The organism is Oenococcus kitaharae (genome assembly GCF_025758695.1).
In the GTDB taxonomy this organism is placed as follows: domain Bacteria; phylum Bacillota; class Bacilli; order Lactobacillales; family Lactobacillaceae; genus Oenococcus; species Oenococcus kitaharae_A.
The window spans coordinates 175,249-193,799 of record NZ_JANJQP010000001.1; the positions used below are offsets into that span (position 1 = coordinate 175,249).

General features: G+C 42.4%; 19 protein-coding genes. All 19 read left to right on the forward strand.

The genetic code is table 11. The features are described 5' to 3' along the window. On the forward strand, positions 1–1,497 hold the full coding sequence (locus tag NRF22_RS00930) for a Mur ligase family protein (RefSeq protein WP_263778758.1): 1,497 nt from the start codon (positions 1–3) through the stop codon (positions 1,495–1,497). A 26-nt stretch (positions 1,498–1,523) separates the two neighbouring features. Then, complete coding sequence (locus tag NRF22_RS00935) at positions 1,524–1,802, forward strand: hypothetical protein (RefSeq protein WP_263778759.1); 279 nt, start codon at positions 1,524–1,526, stop codon at positions 1,800–1,802. Between the two features lie 88 nt (positions 1,803–1,890). Then, a complete protein-coding gene (gene argS, locus NRF22_RS00940; protein WP_263778760.1) occupies positions 1,891–3,591 on the forward strand; it encodes an arginine--tRNA ligase in 1,701 nt (566 codons plus the stop codon). A gap of 2 nt (positions 3,592–3,593) precedes the next feature. Then, a complete protein-coding gene (locus NRF22_RS00945) occupies positions 3,594–5,621 on the forward strand; it encodes a transglycosylase domain-containing protein (RefSeq protein WP_263778761.1) in 2,028 nt (675 codons plus the stop codon). Between the two features lie 44 nt (positions 5,622–5,665). Further along, a complete protein-coding gene (locus NRF22_RS00950; protein ID WP_263778762.1) occupies positions 5,666–6,010 on the forward strand; it encodes a YlbF family regulator in 345 nt (114 codons plus the stop codon). 43 nt (positions 6,011–6,053) lie between these two features. Beyond that, positions 6,054–7,274 carry a metallophosphoesterase family protein gene (locus tag NRF22_RS00955; protein WP_263778763.1) on the forward strand — a complete coding sequence of 407 codons (1,221 nt, stop codon included), beginning with the start codon at positions 6,054–6,056 and terminating at the stop codon, positions 7,272–7,274. Beyond that, a complete protein-coding gene (locus NRF22_RS00960) occupies positions 7,271–9,739 on the forward strand; it encodes an ATP-binding protein (protein WP_263778764.1) in 2,469 nt (822 codons plus the stop codon). Before NRF22_RS00955 ends, NRF22_RS00960 begins: the two co-directional genes overlap by 4 nt. Beyond that, positions 9,732–10,694 (forward strand): 3'-5' exoribonuclease YhaM family protein, encoded by a 963-nt coding sequence (locus NRF22_RS00965; RefSeq protein WP_263778765.1) that lies wholly within the window; start codon positions 9,732–9,734, stop codon positions 10,692–10,694. The genes NRF22_RS00960 and NRF22_RS00965 overlap by 8 nt, the downstream gene beginning before the upstream one ends. Before the next feature lie 44 nt (positions 10,695–10,738). Then, the gene (locus NRF22_RS00970; RefSeq protein ID WP_263778766.1) at positions 10,739–11,260 is read left to right on the forward strand and encodes a YqeG family HAD IIIA-type phosphatase; all 522 of its coding nucleotides are present in this window, start codon (positions 10,739–10,741) and stop codon (positions 11,258–11,260) included. Further along, positions 11,247–12,401, forward strand: coding sequence for a ribosome biogenesis GTPase YqeH (yqeH, locus tag NRF22_RS00975; protein WP_263778767.1), 1,155 nt, complete (start codon positions 11,247–11,249; stop codon positions 12,399–12,401). Before NRF22_RS00970 ends, yqeH begins: the two co-directional genes overlap by 14 nt. Before the next feature lie 14 nt (positions 12,402–12,415). Then, positions 12,416–12,736 (forward strand): YhbY family RNA-binding protein, encoded by a 321-nt coding sequence (locus NRF22_RS00980; RefSeq protein WP_263778768.1) that lies wholly within the window; start codon positions 12,416–12,418, stop codon positions 12,734–12,736. Then, positions 12,720–13,373 carry a nicotinate-nucleotide adenylyltransferase gene (gene nadD / locus NRF22_RS00985; protein ID WP_263778769.1) on the forward strand — a complete coding sequence of 218 codons (654 nt, stop codon included), beginning with the start codon at positions 12,720–12,722 and terminating at the stop codon, positions 13,371–13,373. The genes NRF22_RS00980 and nadD overlap by 17 nt, the downstream gene beginning before the upstream one ends. Continuing rightward, a complete protein-coding gene (gene yqeK, locus NRF22_RS00990) occupies positions 13,373–13,942 on the forward strand; it encodes a bis(5'-nucleosyl)-tetraphosphatase (symmetrical) YqeK (protein ID WP_263778770.1) in 570 nt (189 codons plus the stop codon). The genes nadD and yqeK overlap by 1 nt, the downstream gene beginning before the upstream one ends. Next, complete coding sequence (gene rsfS / locus NRF22_RS00995) at positions 13,943–14,305, forward strand: ribosome silencing factor (RefSeq protein ID WP_263778771.1); 363 nt, start codon at positions 13,943–13,945, stop codon at positions 14,303–14,305. Between the two features lie 5 nt (positions 14,306–14,310). Next, positions 14,311–15,054, forward strand: a complete 744-nt coding sequence (locus NRF22_RS01000) for a class I SAM-dependent DNA methyltransferase (RefSeq protein ID WP_263778772.1) — start codon at positions 14,311–14,313, stop codon at positions 15,052–15,054. Continuing rightward, positions 15,051–16,184 carry a nucleotidyltransferase gene (locus NRF22_RS01005; protein ID WP_263778773.1) on the forward strand — a complete coding sequence of 378 codons (1,134 nt, stop codon included), beginning with the start codon at positions 15,051–15,053 and terminating at the stop codon, positions 16,182–16,184. The genes NRF22_RS01000 and NRF22_RS01005 overlap by 4 nt, the downstream gene beginning before the upstream one ends. Continuing rightward, positions 16,181–16,735 carry a YceD family protein gene (locus tag NRF22_RS01010; protein ID WP_263778774.1) on the forward strand — a complete coding sequence of 185 codons (555 nt, stop codon included), beginning with the start codon at positions 16,181–16,183 and terminating at the stop codon, positions 16,733–16,735. The genes NRF22_RS01005 and NRF22_RS01010 overlap by 4 nt, the downstream gene beginning before the upstream one ends. An 11-nt stretch (positions 16,736–16,746) precedes the next feature. Continuing rightward, positions 16,747–17,772, forward strand: coding sequence for a membrane protein insertase YidC (yidC, locus tag NRF22_RS01015; RefSeq protein WP_263778775.1), 1,026 nt, complete (start codon positions 16,747–16,749; stop codon positions 17,770–17,772). After that, positions 17,772–18,539: a TrmH family RNA methyltransferase gene (locus NRF22_RS01020; RefSeq protein ID WP_263778776.1), complete on the forward strand. Its 768-nt coding sequence runs from the start codon at positions 17,772–17,774 to the stop codon at positions 18,537–18,539. The genes yidC and NRF22_RS01020 overlap by 1 nt, the downstream gene beginning before the upstream one ends. Positions 18,540–18,551: the final 12 nt, after the last annotated feature.

An 18,551-nucleotide genomic window follows, 5' to 3' on the forward strand; every position in this document is an offset into this window, starting at 1 on the left:
ATGAGTGAAGGATTTGAAAGTCTTATTGTTGGCAAGACCCTAAGAGAAGCGGGCGTTTTGCTGAAACAAACTTCTAATATGCCCGCAGTTTTTCAGGACTTGCAGTTTGATACCCGAAAAGTTACCAAGACGGGTACTTTATTTGTCGTCAAGGGTGATTTTAAGGCGGACTATCTGACGGCAGATTTGTTAGAAAAGATTTCTGCTTTTGTCTGCAGCCAACCCATCCATACTAAAAAACCGCAATGGCTTATTTCTGATTCACAAATTGCGCTAGCTTCTTTATCAGCAGCTTTTTTTGGTCATCCGGAAAAAGAGCTGACTATTTTAGGCATCACTGGTACCAAGGGCAAGACTAGCAGTTCGTATATGGCTTATGTCATGCTGGATCAATTAACAGACCATCAGACGGCTCTTTTTTCGACAATTGATACAATCATCAGTCCGGAGCTGTGTTTTAAAAGTCATTTAACGACCCCAGAGTCTTATGAACTGTTTAAAAATATGCGTCTTGCAATTGAAGCGGGTGATCGCTATTTGGTCATGGAGGTCAGTTCACAGTCATATTTGAAGAAACGTGTTTTTGGCATTCATTTTCAAGTCGGCGCTTTTTTGAATATCAGCCCTGACCATATCGGCGTCAATGAGCATCCGACTTTTGCTGATTACATTGCAAAGAAAAAAATGCTGGCTGAAAATTCGGACATATTTGTTTCTAATATTGATGATGCCCATGGCCAGGAATTTATTGAACATGCTCGTTCATTCGGCGCCAAGGCGCTTTCGATTTCGGAAATGCATCCGAGTGATGTGACTTTTACCATCCAGCGAGCGGATTTGGACCAATCTTTATTTACAGTTAGCCACGATCATAAAGAGGCAAGATATTTATTAGACATTCCGGGCAGTTTTAATATTTATAATGCCGTTACTGCAATTACGATGCTGGAAGCGATCGGTTTTGATCCAAGTAAGGAAAACGCCAAAAAAGCACTGGCCGACTTGCAGATTCCTGGAAGAATGGTCAAAATTAAGACGAGATCACATGGTTTGATCATTGTGGATTATGCCCATAATGGCCAGTCGGTCTCGACCTTGCTAACTTTTCTAAAGTCTCAGCACCAGGGCGGCCGCATCATCATCGTTTTGGGTTCTCCCGGAGACAAAGGGGAAGATCGGCGAGCACAGTTTGGCCAAGTCATCAGCGAAATGGTTGATGTCGCCTACCTCACGACTGACGATCCTGGCAGTGAGAATCCGCACGTTATCAACGATCAAATTCGGGCTGCAATTACTAATCCTAAAGTTGAATTGCACGAAGAGTTAGATCGGGTAAAAGCGATCCATCTTGCTATTGACCAGGCCGGCCCAAAGGATTTGCTGCTGCTGGCTGCGAAAGGTGATGATGCTTTTCAAAAGACCAATCGTATCGATGTGCCATATATTGGTGATCGGAAGGTAGCTTTGCAATATTTAGCTGAAATTGAGAAAATCTGATAGAATAGCACGGTTAAGGAGAAAAAATGCCACTTAAACCAAATGAATTAGCAGAACAGAATTCAAGATTCCGTGTTGGCGATGTGCTGTTAGCTGAACCTTATGGCGGCTTGCAGCACCCGATCACGGGGCAGGTTGAAAGAATTTATGAACATTCGCTTCTAATTGAGATTACAGATAACCAAAAAGATGATCAGATTACAGTTACTGAGATGAATCATCGGGCAGTGGTGCCGATGGATTCTGTTGAAATTATTAAGCGCGGTCCCAAACCTAAAAAACCTGAGACTGATGATAACGCGTGATTACTAAACATTTATTAGACACATACAATATTGTTAGAACCGCCAAATGCGGTTTTTTTAATCGGAAAGGCTCTGTATAATTAAAGTTATGAATTTTAAGCAGATTATCTCAGAAAAGCTGAATCAAGCACTGAGCCAACAAGTAAGTAGCGAAAAACTGGCACAATTAATCGAAAAGCCAAAAGATTTAGCCAAAGGGGACTATGCTTTTCCAACCTTTACCTTGGCTAAACAATTCCGTCAAGCGCCTCAACAAATTGCTGCAGACATGGCAAAGAAGCTGAATACGGATGGTTTTGAGAAAATTGAGGCCGTTGGACCTTACATTAATTTTTTTATACAGCGTGACCAGTTTACCAGCCGAATTATCAAACAGATTCTGACCGAAGCTGATTTTGGAAAAAATCAGGAGGGTGCCGGCAAAAACATTGTCATTGATCTCTCGTCGCCAAACATTGCCAAACCTATGAGCATGGGCCATTTGCGTTCGACCGTTATTGGCGAGGCAATTTCCAAGATTGCTCAAGCTAATGGCTATCACACAATTAAAATCAATTTTCTAGGAGATTGGGGGACTCAATTTGGACTCATGATTGCCTCATATAAGCGATGGGGCAATGACCAAGTGATCAACGCTAATCCCGTAGATGAGTTGGTTAAACTTTATGTGCGTATCAATAATGAAGCACAGACACAGCCCGAATTAAAGGATGAAGGACGGCGCTGGTTTAAAAAGCTGGAAGATGGTGATCCAGAAGCGACCAAGTTATGGAGTTGGTTTAAAGAGGTTTCTCTAAAAGAATTCCAAACTATTTACGATCGTTTGGGTGTGACTTTTGATTCCATGAATGGCGAATCTTTTTATAACGATAAAATGGATGCAGTTGTTCAATTATTAGCAGATAAGGATCTGCTGACTAAATCTCAAGGGGCTGAGATCGTTGATCTGCCAAAACTGCTTCCTGATGCTAATTTTCCGATTGCGATGATCAAAAGAAGCGACGGTGCAACACAGTATATTACACGAGATTTAGCTTCAGCTATCTATCGACAGGATCACTATCATTTTGATAAAGCTTTATATGTTGTTGGTGCAGAACAAAAGGATCACTTCGAACAGATGAAGGCTATTTTGCGTTTGGCTGGGGATGGCTGGGCAGACGATATTGAGCATATCGGTTTTGGCTTAATTACAATGAACGGCAAAAAGATGTCGACCAGAAAGGGCAATATCGTCCCTTTGGTGGATGTCTTGGATGCTGCACACAAATTAGCCGCTGAACAAATAGCTAAGAAAAATCCAAATCTGCAGAATGCTGAACAGATAGCAGAAGAAGTCGGCACCGGGGCCGTTATTTTTAATGATCTGCAAAATGATCGTAATTTAGCAATCGATTTTAATTTGGAAGATATTGTCCAGTTTGAAGGCGATACCGGGCCGTATGTACAATATACGCATGTTCGTGCTATGAGTATTCTTAGAAAAGCAGACCAGTCCGTTGATAGTACACAGGAAATTGGCCTGGTCGACAACGAAGCTTGGGGCATCGTTTCTAAATTATCAGAGTACGGGTCTGCAATTCAAAGAGCTTGGCAGTTAAGGGAACCCAGCATTATTGCCAAATACCTATTGAATCTGGCGCGTGAATTCAATTCATACTATGCCAACACCAAAATTTTAGTTGCTGACAAGAATTTGAACTCGCGTTTGGCCCTTGTTCAATCAGTTGCGGATGTTTTGGCGAGCGGCCTCAAATTATTAGGCGTTGCTGCACCAGACAAAATGTAATTTTGCAAAATAAATGGCAAAAACTAAAAGCTGTCAACCATCGTTTCCAGCTGGTTCGCTGGATCATCGTCTTTGTTTTGTTTATTTTTTTGTCTGCTTCGGTATTTTTAGTTGCTCAGGCTAAGCTGGCTAATGTTGGTAATTTGGCAAATCAGTTGGCTAAGCCGACGCTAATTTATGACAAGGATGGCAACCAAGCGGGCCAGTTGGCAGATCAGAAGGGGCAGACAGTGGCGCTTTCTGCCATTTCCCCGAATTTAAAGAATGCAGTTCTTTCAACCGAGGATCGAGAATTTTACCGAGAACCCGGTTTTTCTGTAAAAGGGCTAAGCAGAGCTCTAGTCCTGTTTGCCTGGAATAAATTAAGCGGTAAGAATTATATTTCCGGAGGCGGGTCGACAATCACGCAGCAGCTGGCCAAAAATGCTTATCTTGGGCAGCAGCAGACTTTTAATCGCAAGTTCAAAGAACTTTTTCTAGCGATAGAGATCGAAAAGCACTACAGTAAGGATCAAATCTTGGCCATGTATCTGAATTCGTCTTACTTTGGCCACAATATTTATGGTGTCGCTGATGCGGCTCAAGGTTATTTTGGTGTCTCCGTTTCACAGCTTTCAGTTTCGCAAGCTGCTTCAATTGCTGGTATGCTGGCGAATCCAACTATTTATGATCCAACTAGGTATCCTGATTTAGCCACTAATCGTCGCAATACTGTGCTTCAAAATATGGTAGCAAACCGGAAATTGAGCCAGGCTGATGCGGATTTAGCCCAAAAACAGCCGCTTGGCGCTAAAAATCCGTCTGTTAATCATGCTACGAATTACCAATATCCCTGGTTCTTTGATGCGGTTATTAATGAGGCAATTAATAAATATCACTTGACCGAGACGGAGGTTATGAACCGGGGTTATCGCATTTATACGACACTTGATCAGACAGATCAACGGGATTTGCAGATGGATTATGCGAATGCTGCTCTTTTTCCAATTGCCGATGACCAGTCTGCCTCAATTGCCCTAGATGCTCGGACGGGTGGCGTGCTCGCCGTTGTGGGCGGCAGAGGGGAACATGTCTTTCGCGGTTTTAATAGAGCTGTTCAGGCCAGGCGCTCACCAGGTTCTTTGATCAAACCCCTAGTCGTTTATGCACCAGCTTTAAGCCGTGGATTTCAACCAAGCAGTCTATTCCCAAATCAGGTGATGACTTTTCCAGGAAAATACCGACCAGAAAATGCATTAGGCTATCAGTCGGCAGATGTTGATATGCCGACTGCCATTGCGCATTCATATAATATTCCGGCAGTCTATCTGCTTAATAAGATAGGTGTTAAAACCGGCTATGCATATGCCAAAAAATTTGGTCTTCCTGTTCAAAAGAGTGATGAGAATTTGGCATTGGCTTTAGGCGGTATGTCTCAGGGTGTTTCGCCTCAGCAAATGGCCCAGGCTTATACCGCTTTTGCTAATCGAGGACGAATGTCTCAGGCACACTATATTACGCGGATTTTAGATGCCAGCGGTAAAGTAGTTGTCGGTCATCCTGATGTTTCTCAAAAACAAATTATTTCCGCATCAGACGCGAGCCAGATGACTAATATGATGTTTCGTGTTTACCAGACTGGTACTGGTGCGGGTGCAGCACCGGTTAATTATCGTGTAGCGGGCAAAACAGGCACAACTGAAGATGTTGATAATACAGGCATTCCAAATGCATCCAAAGACCTTTGGGCTGCTGCCTACACACCGGACATCGTGACCGTTTCCTGGCAGGGATATGACATTTCCAGTTCAGGGAAAACCCTGCCTGTCTTGCTGAACCAGTCCTTGGGGCCGCTCTTTCAAGCCCAAACGACCCAATTCATTGCGAATTCGCCTAAAACACCTTTTGGGGAACCTGGAGCGGAATCTTGGACAGATCAGGTGCTGGCTTTCTTTAATCGCATCGGGCAGTCAGCTAAGCAATTTGGTAAAAAAATCAACGATTTTGGACAGAACCTATCACAGTTTATTCAAGAACAATTTAACCGGTAATCCGAGCCATCCTTTGATAAAATTGATTAGAAACAGGAGAAAAAATGACAGCATTATACGACCAAGCCAAATTAATGGCCAGAGAATTACAAGATACTCAGGAGTTTGCCGATCTTAGTCGAGCACTAGCAAAAGTCAGAGAGGACCCTGAGTCCAATAACGCTTTTACGGAATTCCAAGCTGCTCAGCGGGAGATCCAGCGTTTACAGGAACAAGGACAAGAACCAAAGCCAGAACAGATTCAAAGCTGGCAATCAACCGCTCAGAAAGCACAAGAATTGCAGCCGATTAAAGATCTCAGTGCCCTCGAGCAGAATTTAAATAATATGCTGGGCGAAGTGAATGAGTTGATCACCGCACCGTTAAATGCACTATATTCAAAGAAGTAACCGGCACAGTTTTGCTTGGCCGGTTTTTAAATAAAGAGGGAAAATGAAATTTATTCACGCAGCAGATATGCATTTAGGAAATACGATTAATGGTATTGACCGTAAAATAACTATTCCTTTGCCGATTAGAAAAGAAATCAGTTTTGCTACTTTTTCGGCTTTTAAGAATGTTATTGATTTGGCTATTGACCATCACGTTGATTTCATTTTATTTCCCGGAGATCTTTTTGATTCTAGCCAGCAGAGTGCTTATCTTTATAATTTTTTGAACCAGCAATTTGAGTCTCTCAAACAAGCCGGTATTGCTGCTTTTGTGTCCTTTGGCAATCATGATTTTCAGTCGGATGCCGATCAGGACTTTCTCTGGCCGGATAACGTTCATGTTTTTCCAAGAGGCCGCGCAAAGACTTTTTATCACGATTCTTGGGACGGTAAACGGATTGCCATTTCCGGAACAAGTTTTGCTGTTAGAAACCCGCAGGAGAGTCTGGTCAGTTTATATCCTGCCCGGGATCAATCGGTTGCCTATGAAATTGGCATGTATCATGGCAGTCTTGGTGATAATGCTGCTAATCAATACGCACCATTTACGGTTGACCAGCTGCAAGCGCTTAATTATGATTATTGGGCTTTAGGACACATTCATGTTCGTCAAGTGCTGTCTAAAAGCCCGGCTATTGTTTATTCCGGAGATCCTCAAGGATTAGATTTAACTGAAACAGGTGAGAAAGGCGTTTATCTTGTCTCTGACGAAGATGAGCAGCAACAGCATCTGAGCGCCAAGTTTCTGCCAACCAGCAAGTTCATTTTTCAACCGATTTCACTAACCGTTGAGGATAATTCTATGCTGCCAAAACTCAATGACATGATCGCTGATGTGATGCAGGCAAAGCACACGAACAAATTAGTGCTGAATATTTTGACTTTGAATTTATCGTTTAATTTATCCGACAAAGTCAGGGAGCAACTAACTGATTCAAGTTTTCTTGATCTGATCAATTCAAGAAGTCTGCCTTTTAAGCAATGTGTTATTCGGATCAATATCAATGAATCAGGGCAGAAACAGCCATTCAACCGTCTAGATTCGCGTTTTTGGCAGCAGGCAAAAGAAAATGTTTTCGATGCCGAACTTTTTAATCGTGATATTGCTAAGACGTTTTCTCGAAAAGAACAATTTATCATCGACCACTTTACAGACTCGGCCGTTCAAGCACAGCTGATGTCGGCGGCACAAAGGCTGATTTCACAGAGGGCAGACGTATGATCATTAGAAAACTCCATATAGTTGGTTTTGGAAAATTTTCAGATTTTGATCTTGATCTGAGAAATGATTTGCAGATTGTTTACGGGGAAAATGAGAGCGGCAAGTCGACTTTGCGCCAGTTTATCAGCGGCGTTCTTTTTGGATTTACACAAAACAAGCGTCAGGCCAGTAATTTGTATGAACCGCATAATGGCGCACAATATGGTGGCAGCCTGCTCTTGGAAAAAGACCAGGGTCTTTGGGAAATTTCCCGTTTAGGCAGAACACAGTCTCAATTAACTGTCAAAAATCCTAACGGTAGCGAGTCATCTCATCCCGAAGATCAATTAAAGCAGCTGTTGGCACCATTTACAGAAGACAGCTTTCAAGATATTTTTTCTTTTGACCAAGAACAATTGAATGAAATTAGGAATCTGTCTGGGAAAGATTTGTCAAACCGCCTGCTAAGTTTTTCGGCTGTTAATGCAGATCTTTGGCAGCAATTAAGTGGAGCGCTGGATAAGGCTGCTAGCGACCGTTTTGGTGTGGCCAAGACTGCTAAACGCCCGATCAATCGACTCATTAAGGACTATGAGGATCTTGATACTCAGATCGGCGCTATGTCTGATCAGTTGTCTAAGTATCGCCAGGCCGAGGAGAACAAAGACCACTTATCGCATCAATTAGAGGAACTGAAGCAGCAACAAAAAAAATTGCAGATCCAGGTTGATCAATTCACTAAGCTGGCTGATTTATCTGATTTATATGCTGAAAAAAATGAGCTTGCAGCGAGCGGATCTGATCAAGAGACTTTTTCAAACGCACAAGTTACAGCTTTGACAGATGGCGTGGCGGCGCAAGTCGAAAAATTGGAGGGTCAGATTAACGGCATTAATTTAGATGAAGGAAGCGACCATTCAACTGAAATTTCCGAAAACCCGCTTTTAACAATTTATAAAAACAACCAGAGAGACTTAGATCTTTTGGATCAGTCGATTCCAAACCTCATTGCCGGCAACAATTTGTTCGATCAGACCAAAAACGAGTTGAAAGTCCTTTCCAGCCGTCTGGATCAATTACATGCTGATTTGAAAAACAAGTTTAATGATCCGATTCCAAAACCGCTGCCGCAAGGCCTGAACATTCAGCCAAAGATCAAGATATCAGCCTTCTTTATCATTGGCCTTTTCTTGGCAGTTGCTGGAATTTTGGGTGTCGTTTACGGTTTTCTTTCACTTGAATTTCCACTTCCTTTTTTTATCTGCGGCGCAGGCGGCCTAGTCATTGGTGGCTTACTGGCATTTTTTGAACGGCCAAAAAAAGAATCAGTTGACTTGTCTAAATACGGTTATGGTACACAGACGGATCCGGCGCTGATCACTTCGTCTCAGAGAGAATTGCAGGAATATGACGAGAAAGTCCAGAATTTCAATCAGCTGGTCAAACAAAAGCAGGGTCAGCTCTATAAGATTGATTCACTTTTAAAATTGGCCATGCCGTTAAAGCAGTACTTGCCGGATTCGGCTCAGAGCCACGATACGCTTGTCGGCCAGATTCAGGTTTTGCTAAATGAGATTCGGGATGAAAAACGGTCAGCCGCATTATCTGCCGAGCAAAAACGTTTAGTTGAAGACAACCGTCAACAACAGCAAAATCATCTAAATGATTTAAAAAATCAGCAGCGACAGATTTTTGACAGTCTAAAAGTGACAGATTATTCCGAGTTTCAAAAACTGCTGGCAGCACGTTCATCGGCGCAGCAACGGCAGGATCATTTACAGAATATCGAACAGGTTCTCACAGCTGACAAAGAAGCACAGATTAATCAGCTAGGAGGAATTGATCAGATTATTTTGAAGATTCAAGCTGCCAAAGCTCAGTTGACAAACTTTGATGCACAAATTCAAGACGCAAATGGAGGATTGCTAACTGTTCAATCCCAATTGATGAGTCTAAGCGGTGATCAGGATTATCAAGATAAATTACAGCAGCGGGCTGATTTGGAAACTGAAATTAATAATGAATTAGAGGGTTATTTCACGAACCGGCTGGCAGCCAGTTGGATTAATGAAAGCTTGTATGAAATCAGCCATGAACGGATGCCTGAAATTAAAAAACAGGCAGAATCCTATTTCTCTGAACTGACTGATGGCAAATATCGGGAGATTATTTTTCAGGACCGTGCTTTGCTGGTTACGAACATCCAAGGCGATCATTTTTATGCCTATGAGCTTTCTAAGGGCAGTTCGGAGCAGTTGTATGTGGCACTTAGGCTGGCTTTTGCTGAGTCACTAGCCGTGAAAAATCCGCTGCCTTTCTTAATTGATGATAGTTTTGTCAACTTTGACGCTTCAAGAAAAGATGTTATGGATCGTATCCTGCATCATTTGGCTGAAAAATATCAAGTCATTTATTTTACTGCCAATCATGATCAAAATTTCATGGAAACGAATATCATTGACTTAGGAGCACTGGCAAATGCTTAATGAACATAAAAAAGGTGACAACTATAGTATTTATCTGCTGATCAAAGCAGCCGAAAAGCGATCCACTAGTAAAGGATCTCCTTACATCCGCTTGACCTTAACAGACCGTTCCGGTGAAATTCAGACGAATATTTGGGATGCCAGCGAGCAGGATAGCGAGAACTATATAGCTGGGAAAGTTGTTTATGTCACGGCTATTCAAGATGAATATCAGGGCAAACCGCAATTAAAAATTCAGGATATTCGTCTTGCTAGTGACAGTGAACCAAGCGATCCATCGATTTACGAAATTAGTTCGCCAATTTCTAGAAAAGAACTGCAATCGCAAATCAATGACCTGCTTTTTCAAATTACTAATCCGACTTGGAATCGTGTCGTGCGCAATATTTTGAATAAATATGCAGATGCCTACTATGAATTCCCGGCAGCTAAGAAAATTCATCATGCTTTTCGCGGTGGTTTGGCTTTTCACTCTCTTTCCATTGCTAAACTAGCTTTAAAAGTCACTGATTTATATCCGCAAATTAACCGCTCCTTACTGCTAGCTGGTGCTTTAATCCATGATATTGGTAAAGTAGTTGAACTTTCTGGCCCGGTTGGAACTGAATATACAATGGAAGGGCAGCTTTTGGGGCACATTGTCATTGGTGATGAGATCATCGTGCAGGCGGCAACCGAACTAGGTTTCGATTTAAGCTCCGAAGACATGATTCTATTGAGGCACCTGATGATCAGCCACCACAACAAACCAGAATTCGGTTCGCCAGAATCGCCCAAGGAATTAGAGGCCTATGTCTTATCAAAATTGGACGATCTCGATGCACATATTCAAATGATCACGGATGCTGTCGGCAAAACGGCAGTCGGTGGATTTTCAGAAAAAATATTTGGTGCGGATAATTTATCTTATTACCATCCCAAAGATGGTTTATTAGCTGACGATGATAGCAACTAGGACAAGTAGCAAACTTATGAGGGGAATTGATACAATAACATTTAATGCGTACGATATTTGAACCAACCTATCGAGTCAAACGTGTCTGGGGGATTAGCCCAAAAGCGCTCCAGTTGCGTGGTATCACAACAGTTTTAGCGGATTTGGACAATACTCTAGTTGCGTGGAACAGGCCTGAAGGCGACCTGGATTTTTTTGATTGGCATGCAAAATTGCAGGAGGCAAAGATTAATCTGATAGTCGTTTCCAATAATTCCACTGCCCGAGTCAAAAGAGCAGTGACGGCCTTGGGCGTCCCATTTGAATCCTGGTCCTGGAAACCACTACCACGCGGCATCAAAAAAACATTGCGCGATTTTGATCTCTCTAAAGATGAAGTTATTATGGTTGGCGACCAAATTACTACGGATATCATTGCATCCAATCTAGCTGGCGTACGCAGCGTTTTGGTACAGCCTTTAACGGAAACAGATGGTTTTCCGACTAGAATCAATCGTCAAATTGCTAAAATTGTTACCGGCCGCAAAGAAATTCGTTGGGAGGATGATTTAATTGACCCTAAATAATGACCAGATTCAACAAATCTTGGATGAAGGTATCACCTGTATCGGCTGCGGTTCTTTGTTTCAAACGACAAATCCTGATCAGGCCGGATATATCAAGGCTAGCAAATTACATGATTATTTGGCTGGACTTAATTCGCCTGATGATCCAATTGATTTATTATGCGAGCGTTGCTTTAAACTGCGTCATTACAATCAAATTCAGCCAGTGGCGCTTGAATCCGGGCATTTCCAGAAAATTTTATCGGCAATTGCTGATAAAAAGGCACTTGTTCTTTACTTAATCGACTTGTTTGATGTTAGCGGATCGATGATCAATGGCATTTCGCGTTTTATCGGTAATAACCCCATCGTGATCGTCGGTAATAAGGCTGATATTCTGCCCAAGTCAGTCAAAAAACATAAATTAGCTGATTGGCTGCAAAGAGAGGCTAAAAAGCAAGGCCTTCAAGCCGTTAAAACCGTTATTTTGTCCGCCGACAAAGGCGATGCTGGTGAAACACTTTTAAATGAAATCAATGACTATCTTGACAACTATCCGGAAATTTATGTTGTTGGTGTCACGAATGTGGGCAAGTCTACTTTGATTAATCAGATCATTAAAGCACTGTCTGGCAGCGGGTCAGTCATCACAACATCCCGTTTTCCTGGTACGACGCTAGACAGGATAGTCATCCCGTTGACTGAGAAAACGGCGATTATCGATACACCGGGAATCATACATGCCTCACAAATGACGCACATTGTCAGCCCCAAAGATTATAAGTATTTGCTGCCGAATAAAGAAATCAAGGCGCGCACTTTTCAATTACAATCAGGACAGACGATCTTCTTTGGCGGACTGGGCTGGATGGATTTCTTGAATCGACAGAATATCTCAATCACAGCTTATTTTGAAAATAATTTGCTGCTTCATCGTGGTAAAACAGAAAAATCATCTGATTTCTTTAGGCTCCAAGCTGGCAAAACTTTGCTGCCGATTACTGAGTCGGTGATGGATTGGATTAGTCAGGAAATCAAAATTCTACCCGGTCAGGATGTTGTTATTTCTGGCTTAGGGTGGGTGACTTTCCGTAATTCAACGACAATTCGCCTGCATTTACCGAAAGGTGTGGCCTTTTCCGTACGCCAAGCCGAAATTTAGATAGAATAAAAGAAATGGAAATTTTATCAGGCAAACAAAAAAGATATCTCCGCGCACAAGGCAATCAACTGCCAGCGGTTTTTAGTATAGGAAAAAATGGCTTGAGCAAGGTCTGGTTAGGAGAGGTGCTGGATGCACTACGTGTCCGGGAATTGATCAAAATCAGTCTGCAGCAGAATAGCAGTTCCGATATTGAGGATGCGATCACTTTTATTCAGAAAAATTCTCAGATCACGGTTGCCCAAAAAATTGGGCACACGCTGCTGCTTTATTTACCAGCCACAAATCCGGATTATCAAAAAATTTCTCTTGAGGTAAATGAACTTGCTCACTAGTTTTTCATCAATGACAGCATTATCTCAACCGCAGACTGCCTTAGATCGCCTCAAAGAAAAGCATAGAATCGGTATTTTTGGCGGGACTTTCAATCCTATTCACAATGGTCAGTTAATCGCCGCTGAACAGGTATGTACACAGTTGGGCTTGGATCGCGTCTACTTTATGCCGGACGCAGTGCCTTTTGGCGGAACACATGAGAACGCTGTTGAGCCCTCAACGCGATCAGAAATGATTCGTTTAGCTATTCGAGGCAATTCTAAATTTGATATTGAATTGACTCCTATTCATGATGGCGGTCAGCAGTCTACTTACAGCGTTTTAAAGAAATTAACGACGGCTCATCCAGAAAATGATTATTACCTGATCATGGGTGCTCATTTAATCAGGCAGATATCGAGTTGGGATCAGGTTTCGTCACTGACTAAATTGGTTCATCTTGTTGCAATTGAAGAACCGGGTGTTGCCCGTAGTTCTGATTTTCAAGCGATTTGGGTTTACGTAAACTGGCTAAACATTTCTTCGTCTGATATTAGATCCCGTTTACGGACCCGCCAGTCTGTACGCTATTTGATTCCGGATGTTGTTGCAGCTTATATTGCCGAATATGGTTTGTACCAAGGGAGGTTTTTGTAATGGCTTATCCAAAATATGATCAACTTTACCCAGAAGTAAAAGCAGCTTTGTCTCGGGAAAGGTTCGAACATGTCGTGCGAACCGGCGAGTATGCTGTTCATCTCGCAGAGCTCAATCACTATGATATCGAGAAGGCCCGGATTGGCGGTTTGATTCACGATTATGCCAAAGAACGCACAGCAGATGACTTTTTGGCTGAAATTGACAAAAAACACCTGGATCCGGATTTAAAAAATTGGAATAGTGCTATCTGGCACGGTGTTGTCGGTGCAGAATTTGCTAAGGACGAACTTGGTATTGAAGACGAAGAATTGTTGAATTCGATGCGACGTCATACGACGGCCGATGTCAATATGACGATGCTTGATAAAATCGTGTTTATGGCTGATTTTCTTGAGCTTGGCCGCAACTTTGCCGACACAGATGTCGCTCGTGATGTTACCGAACAGTCTTTGGATGACGGTGTTGCTTGGCAGCTTGAGTTTTCAGTAACGAGATTGGTTCGGAACCACCGAGCTGTCTATCCGAAAACAATTTATGCATATAACCATTGGGTTGGGGGAAAATAATTGACAAACACAGAATTACTGGAAAGAATTGTCACTGCAATTGATAGCAAGAAAGCGGAGCGGATTGTCGCTTTAGATATTCAAAACATTTCATTCATTTCGGATTATTTTGTGATAGCAAGCGCAGATACAGGCCGTCAAGTCAAAGCTATTGCAAATGAATTGATTGATCAGTTAAGCCAAGCCGGCCGCGCGCCATTGCAGATAGAAGGCCTGAGCCAAGGTGATTGGGTCCTGATTGATTTCGGTGATATCGTGGTCCATCTTTTTACGAGTGAACAGAGAGATTATTACAAATTAGAGCACCTGTGGAGCGATGCGAAAACGATTGATGTTTCTAAGTGGGTAACGGTTGAGTTTTAGTTACGATGGCTGATAATTATTCAACATTCGCTGATCTTTATGATTCGCTATTTGATCTTGACCTATACCAGGCGTGGGCTGCTTTTGTCAGAGAACACAGCACTGCTTGCCCAATGATTGATTTGGCCGGTGGGTCCGGCAGATTGGGCGTTTTGTTATCACAAGCCGGTTATCAGGTCACACTTATCGATTTGTCCGAACAAATGCTTGGTCTTGCTGCTAAACACGCTGCAGAAAATGATGTTCATTTAGATTTGATTCAAACAGATATGACGGCAGATTGGGGGATACCTGATCAGTTTCCTCTCATTACAAGTTTTGCCGACTCATTAAACTATTTAGTTAATAAACAGCAGTTTGCCAAGGCTCTCACACAAGTATATCGGCATTTAAGGTCTGGCGGCCGTTTTTTGTTTGATGTGATCACACCTTACCAGGTTAATGTCCATTATGATAATTTCATGTATAATAATGACGATGATCCCGAGAAGATTTTTATGTGGAGCAGTTTTCCAGGCGATGAGAAAAATTCAGTGGATCATGATTTGAAGTTTTTCATTTATGATGAGCGCCTCGATGCTTTCAAATTGGTGCGGGAAGTTCATCATGAACAAGCATTTCCTTTGACTGATTACACACAAATGCTGAAACAGACTGGTTTTGTCAATATTCAGATTTCGGCTGATTTTGGCAGGCAGCCGGTCGGGCCAGACACGGCACGTGCTTTTTTTTCTGCGGAGAAAGCATGAAGTCTGTCGGTCTGATAACTGAGTATAATCCCTTGCATAACGGTCACCTGTATCATTTGCAGCATGCCAAAGAACTGACTGGTGCTGATATTGTCATTGTGCTGATGTCAGGAAACTGGGTTCAGCGCGGTTTGCCAGCAATTGTCGACAAATGGCAGCGCGCCCAGGCGGCTCTTTCGGCGGGTGCGGATTTGGTCTTTGAACTGCCTTTCTATTATGCTGTGCAGTCGGGAGACATTTTTGCCGATGGTGCGGTCAAATTATTAGCAGATTTGCAAGTAGATACAATTGTTTGCGGTGCTGAACATAGTGATACTGATTTTATTACTTTAGCTAGGCAGGCACCTGATGATCAAGGACAAGCGCAATTTGACGCGAAGAATCAGACTTATGCCAGTAATTTTGCTGCGGCTCTAGCTAAAAAAAGCGGCTTTTATCTGGAAGATGCTAATGATATTTTGGCTTTCAGCTATGCGCGTGCTATTGTAAATCAAGGATTAGAAGATCGACTAGCCTTGAAAACAATAGCTCGTATTGGTGCCTCTTATCATGACGAGACAGCCAATACAGAAAGAATCGCTTCTGCGACTGCGATTCGAAATATTCTAAGCCAAGGTGGGGATGCATCAGCTTATACACCCATGAAAAACTTGGTTTTTAAAGAATATGAGACTGAATTGTTTCAACTTCTCAGGTATCGCTTGTCTACAGACGGATACGGCCAGCTTCGTGGTATTTATCAGGTTAGTGAGGGGATGGAGTATCTTTTCAAACAGGCAATGGAACAAAATCCGAAAGATTTTCAAAGTTTTCTGTCCATGATCAAGTCAAAGCGGTATACTTTTGCACGTCTGCATCGCGTTCTAGCTTACATATTAATGAATATTAAAGTGGACCAAATGAATCTTGCGATGAATCATCCTTATCATCGCTTACTGGCTTTTAATGATGCCGGGCGAAGTTATCTTCATGAAAACAAGCCAAATTTTGCCTTTCCAACCATCAGCCATGTGGATCAAAAACGAGCCGTTAAGGAACTCAATATTGATTATAAAGCAGGCCTTGTCTACCAGCAGATTATGGCTGTCCCGCAAGGGCAAGATGTGGCAAGGACACCAATTCAAAAATGAAATTTTTAGTTCAACAATTACAAAAATATCGTCAAAGCCCCTTGGTCATTGATGAGCAGGTTGATTTATCAGCACCCGCCAAAGAAAATTTTGCTGACCGTCTACTGGATCTATTGCCAATACATGTGACTGGTGAAATTAGTTATGAGAAGAATGATCAAATCAAGTTGGATCTGCTCTTGAAAGGGACAGCAGTTCTGCCTTCTGCCCGCAGTTTTAAGCCGGTTCAATATCAGTTTGAAATTCCAGTTAGTGAATTGTATGTGCAGGATGAAGAGACACTGGATACTTTTGATCAGAGCGAACAAGTATTTCTCGTTGAGAAGAATCAGATTGATCTCGATGCGATTATTCTGGAAAACATTATCACCGATTTGCCCATGACGGCCTACACGCCTGAAGAAACGGCGGATAACCCGATTTCCGGAGATGGCTGGCAGATTATCAGCGATGAAAATTATGTCGCGCCCAAACGGGATTTGCAGGGGCCGCAAACGCAAAGCCTTGGTGATTTTTTCCCGGATGAACCAGAAAATAAAAAAGATAGGTAAAATAGTATTTTATGAGTAAAGAAAAAACAAGTATGTGGCAGTCAATTCGGCGTTTGATTATTTTTGCTTTAATTGCATTGGAAATTCTGCTGGTCTTTGGTGGCTATACCAAAAGCGGCAGAACCTGGCAGTGGATTGGCCAGTACATGGTTGGTTTCATGGACTGGATGGCTAATGATGTTTTTAAATCAACGAACGGCATTGGTTTTGCGATTATTATTATTACAGCCGTCATTCGTTTGGTACTGCTGCCAATCATGTTCGATCAGCAACGGCAAGGCACAATTCAGGCTGAAAAAATGGCCATGCTGCAGCCACAATTATCCAAGATCCAAGAGGCAATGAAAAAAGCCAGCACGCAACAGGAAAAAATGACTATCAACTCAGCGATGATGGCCGTTTATCGTGAAAATAATGTTTCGATGATGGGCGGAATCAATTTTTTGTCCATGCTGATTCAATTACCGATTATCTCTGCTTTGTATACAGCGATCAGATTGTCGACTAGTGTGTTGGCAACTGACCATATCAACCCGGCGACTTATAATCCTGGATTTCTGCTTAACGGCGCCCACTTTTTTGGCATCGCACTTTATCGGCCTTCTCTGATTATTGCTGTGATTGCGGCTTTGTTTTATGTTGGGCAGTCCATGATCAGTTTGAAAATGGCACCAGAGGCTCAGCGCAAACAAATGCAGACCATGATCTGGATTAGTCCAATTTCCATTTTCTTCTTTTCAATTTTTCAGTCAGCGGCCTTAGGCCTGTACTTCTTGGTTGGTGGTTTTTTCGTATTAATTCAATCTTATATTCTGCTAAAAATCAGACCAAGTCTGCAAGAAAAAATTCGAAAAGAGTTTACAGTTAAGAATGTAGCTGATGACTTATTAGCAAAAGCAGGCAGTAGCCAGGCAGCAACTGATGCGGTTAACACACTTGCTAATAATATAGATAATAAAAAAGGGAATGAGTCTCAGAAAATCACTGGTACCGGTGCAAGAAATGCCGGTAAACAGCACAGAAAGCCAAAAATATAATGGAAATTATTACGTCGAATCAGAATTCAAGAGTTAAGTTGTGGACCAGCCTTCAGACGGCAAAGGGCAGGCAGCAATCAGGCAGTTATCTATTGGATGGCTGGCATTTGGTTCAAGAAGCTTTGAACCAGGCAGCACCAATTCAAGCTGTGATTGCAACTGAAGCACAAATGGACGAACATTTGGCCGATGTCCCGCAAGGTGTTCCTGCTTTTCAGGTGACTGACGAAGTTGCTCGCCACATTGCAAAGACAAATAACCCGCAAGGTATTTTTGCGCAGACCAGCCTGCCTAATAATTCTTTCGATCCTAAGTACGTGCATGCCGGCCAGTGGCTTTTGCTAGATCGTATTCAAGATCCTGGAAATGTTGGTACCCTAGTTAGAACAGCTGATGCGGCTGGTTTTGTAGGTGTGGCTCTTTCTGTGGGATCCGCGGATCCTTTTGGTCCAAAAGTTGTTAGAGCTATGCAAGGCAGCCAGTTTCATTTGAAAGTCATTAAGGATCTCGACCTGGCGACCTGGATTGATGATTTGGAAGAAAATAATTACGATGTTTATGGAACAACGCTCTCTGATACGTCTGTTGATTACAAGACAGTTGTACCAGAAAAATCTTTTGCGCTCATTCTAGGAAATGAAGGACAAGGATTGGATCCCGAATTATTGGAAAAGACATCTGCCAATCTCCATATTAATTTCCTTGGCAAAGCAGAATCTTTGAACGTTGCTGTTGCCGGCGGCATCTTAATGTTTGCATTAAATTGAATTTGCTTATAA

Excerpts from the sequence above, each read along its gene's own strand:
- NRF22_RS00935 (WP_263778759.1), top strand. The coding sequence starts at position 1,524 with ATGCCACTTAAACCAAATGAATTAGCAGAACAGAATTCAAGATTCCGT.
- NRF22_RS00930 (WP_263778758.1), top strand. The coding sequence starts at position 1 with ATGAGTGAAGGATTTGAAAGTCTTATTGTTGGCAAGACCCTAAGAGAA.
- NRF22_RS01000 (WP_263778772.1), top strand. The coding sequence starts at position 14,311 with ATGGCTGATAATTATTCAACATTCGCTGATCTTTATGATTCGCTATTT.
- NRF22_RS01005 (WP_263778773.1), top strand. The coding sequence starts at position 15,051 with ATGAAGTCTGTCGGTCTGATAACTGAGTATAATCCCTTGCATAACGGT.
- NRF22_RS00970 (WP_263778766.1), top strand. The coding sequence starts at position 10,739 with ATGCGTACGATATTTGAACCAACCTATCGAGTCAAACGTGTCTGGGGG.
- yidC (WP_263778775.1), top strand. The coding sequence starts at position 16,747 with ATGAGTAAAGAAAAAACAAGTATGTGGCAGTCAATTCGGCGTTTGATT.
- NRF22_RS00950 (WP_263778762.1), top strand. The coding sequence starts at position 5,666 with ATGACAGCATTATACGACCAAGCCAAATTAATGGCCAGAGAATTACAA.
- NRF22_RS01020 (WP_263778776.1), top strand. The coding sequence starts at position 17,772 with ATGGAAATTATTACGTCGAATCAGAATTCAAGAGTTAAGTTGTGGACC.
- nadD (WP_263778769.1), top strand. The coding sequence starts at position 12,720 with ATGAACTTGCTCACTAGTTTTTCATCAATGACAGCATTATCTCAACCG.
- NRF22_RS00955 (WP_263778763.1), top strand. The coding sequence starts at position 6,054 with ATGAAATTTATTCACGCAGCAGATATGCATTTAGGAAATACGATTAAT.
- yqeK (WP_263778770.1), top strand. The coding sequence starts at position 13,373 with ATGGCTTATCCAAAATATGATCAACTTTACCCAGAAGTAAAAGCAGCT.
- argS (WP_263778760.1), top strand. The coding sequence starts at position 1,891 with ATGAATTTTAAGCAGATTATCTCAGAAAAGCTGAATCAAGCACTGAGC.
- NRF22_RS00965 (WP_263778765.1), top strand. The coding sequence starts at position 9,732 with ATGCTTAATGAACATAAAAAAGGTGACAACTATAGTATTTATCTGCTG.
- NRF22_RS00960 (WP_263778764.1), top strand. The coding sequence starts at position 7,271 with ATGATCATTAGAAAACTCCATATAGTTGGTTTTGGAAAATTTTCAGAT.
- NRF22_RS01010 (WP_263778774.1), top strand. The coding sequence starts at position 16,181 with ATGAAATTTTTAGTTCAACAATTACAAAAATATCGTCAAAGCCCCTTG.
- NRF22_RS00980 (WP_263778768.1), top strand. The coding sequence starts at position 12,416 with ATGGAAATTTTATCAGGCAAACAAAAAAGATATCTCCGCGCACAAGGC.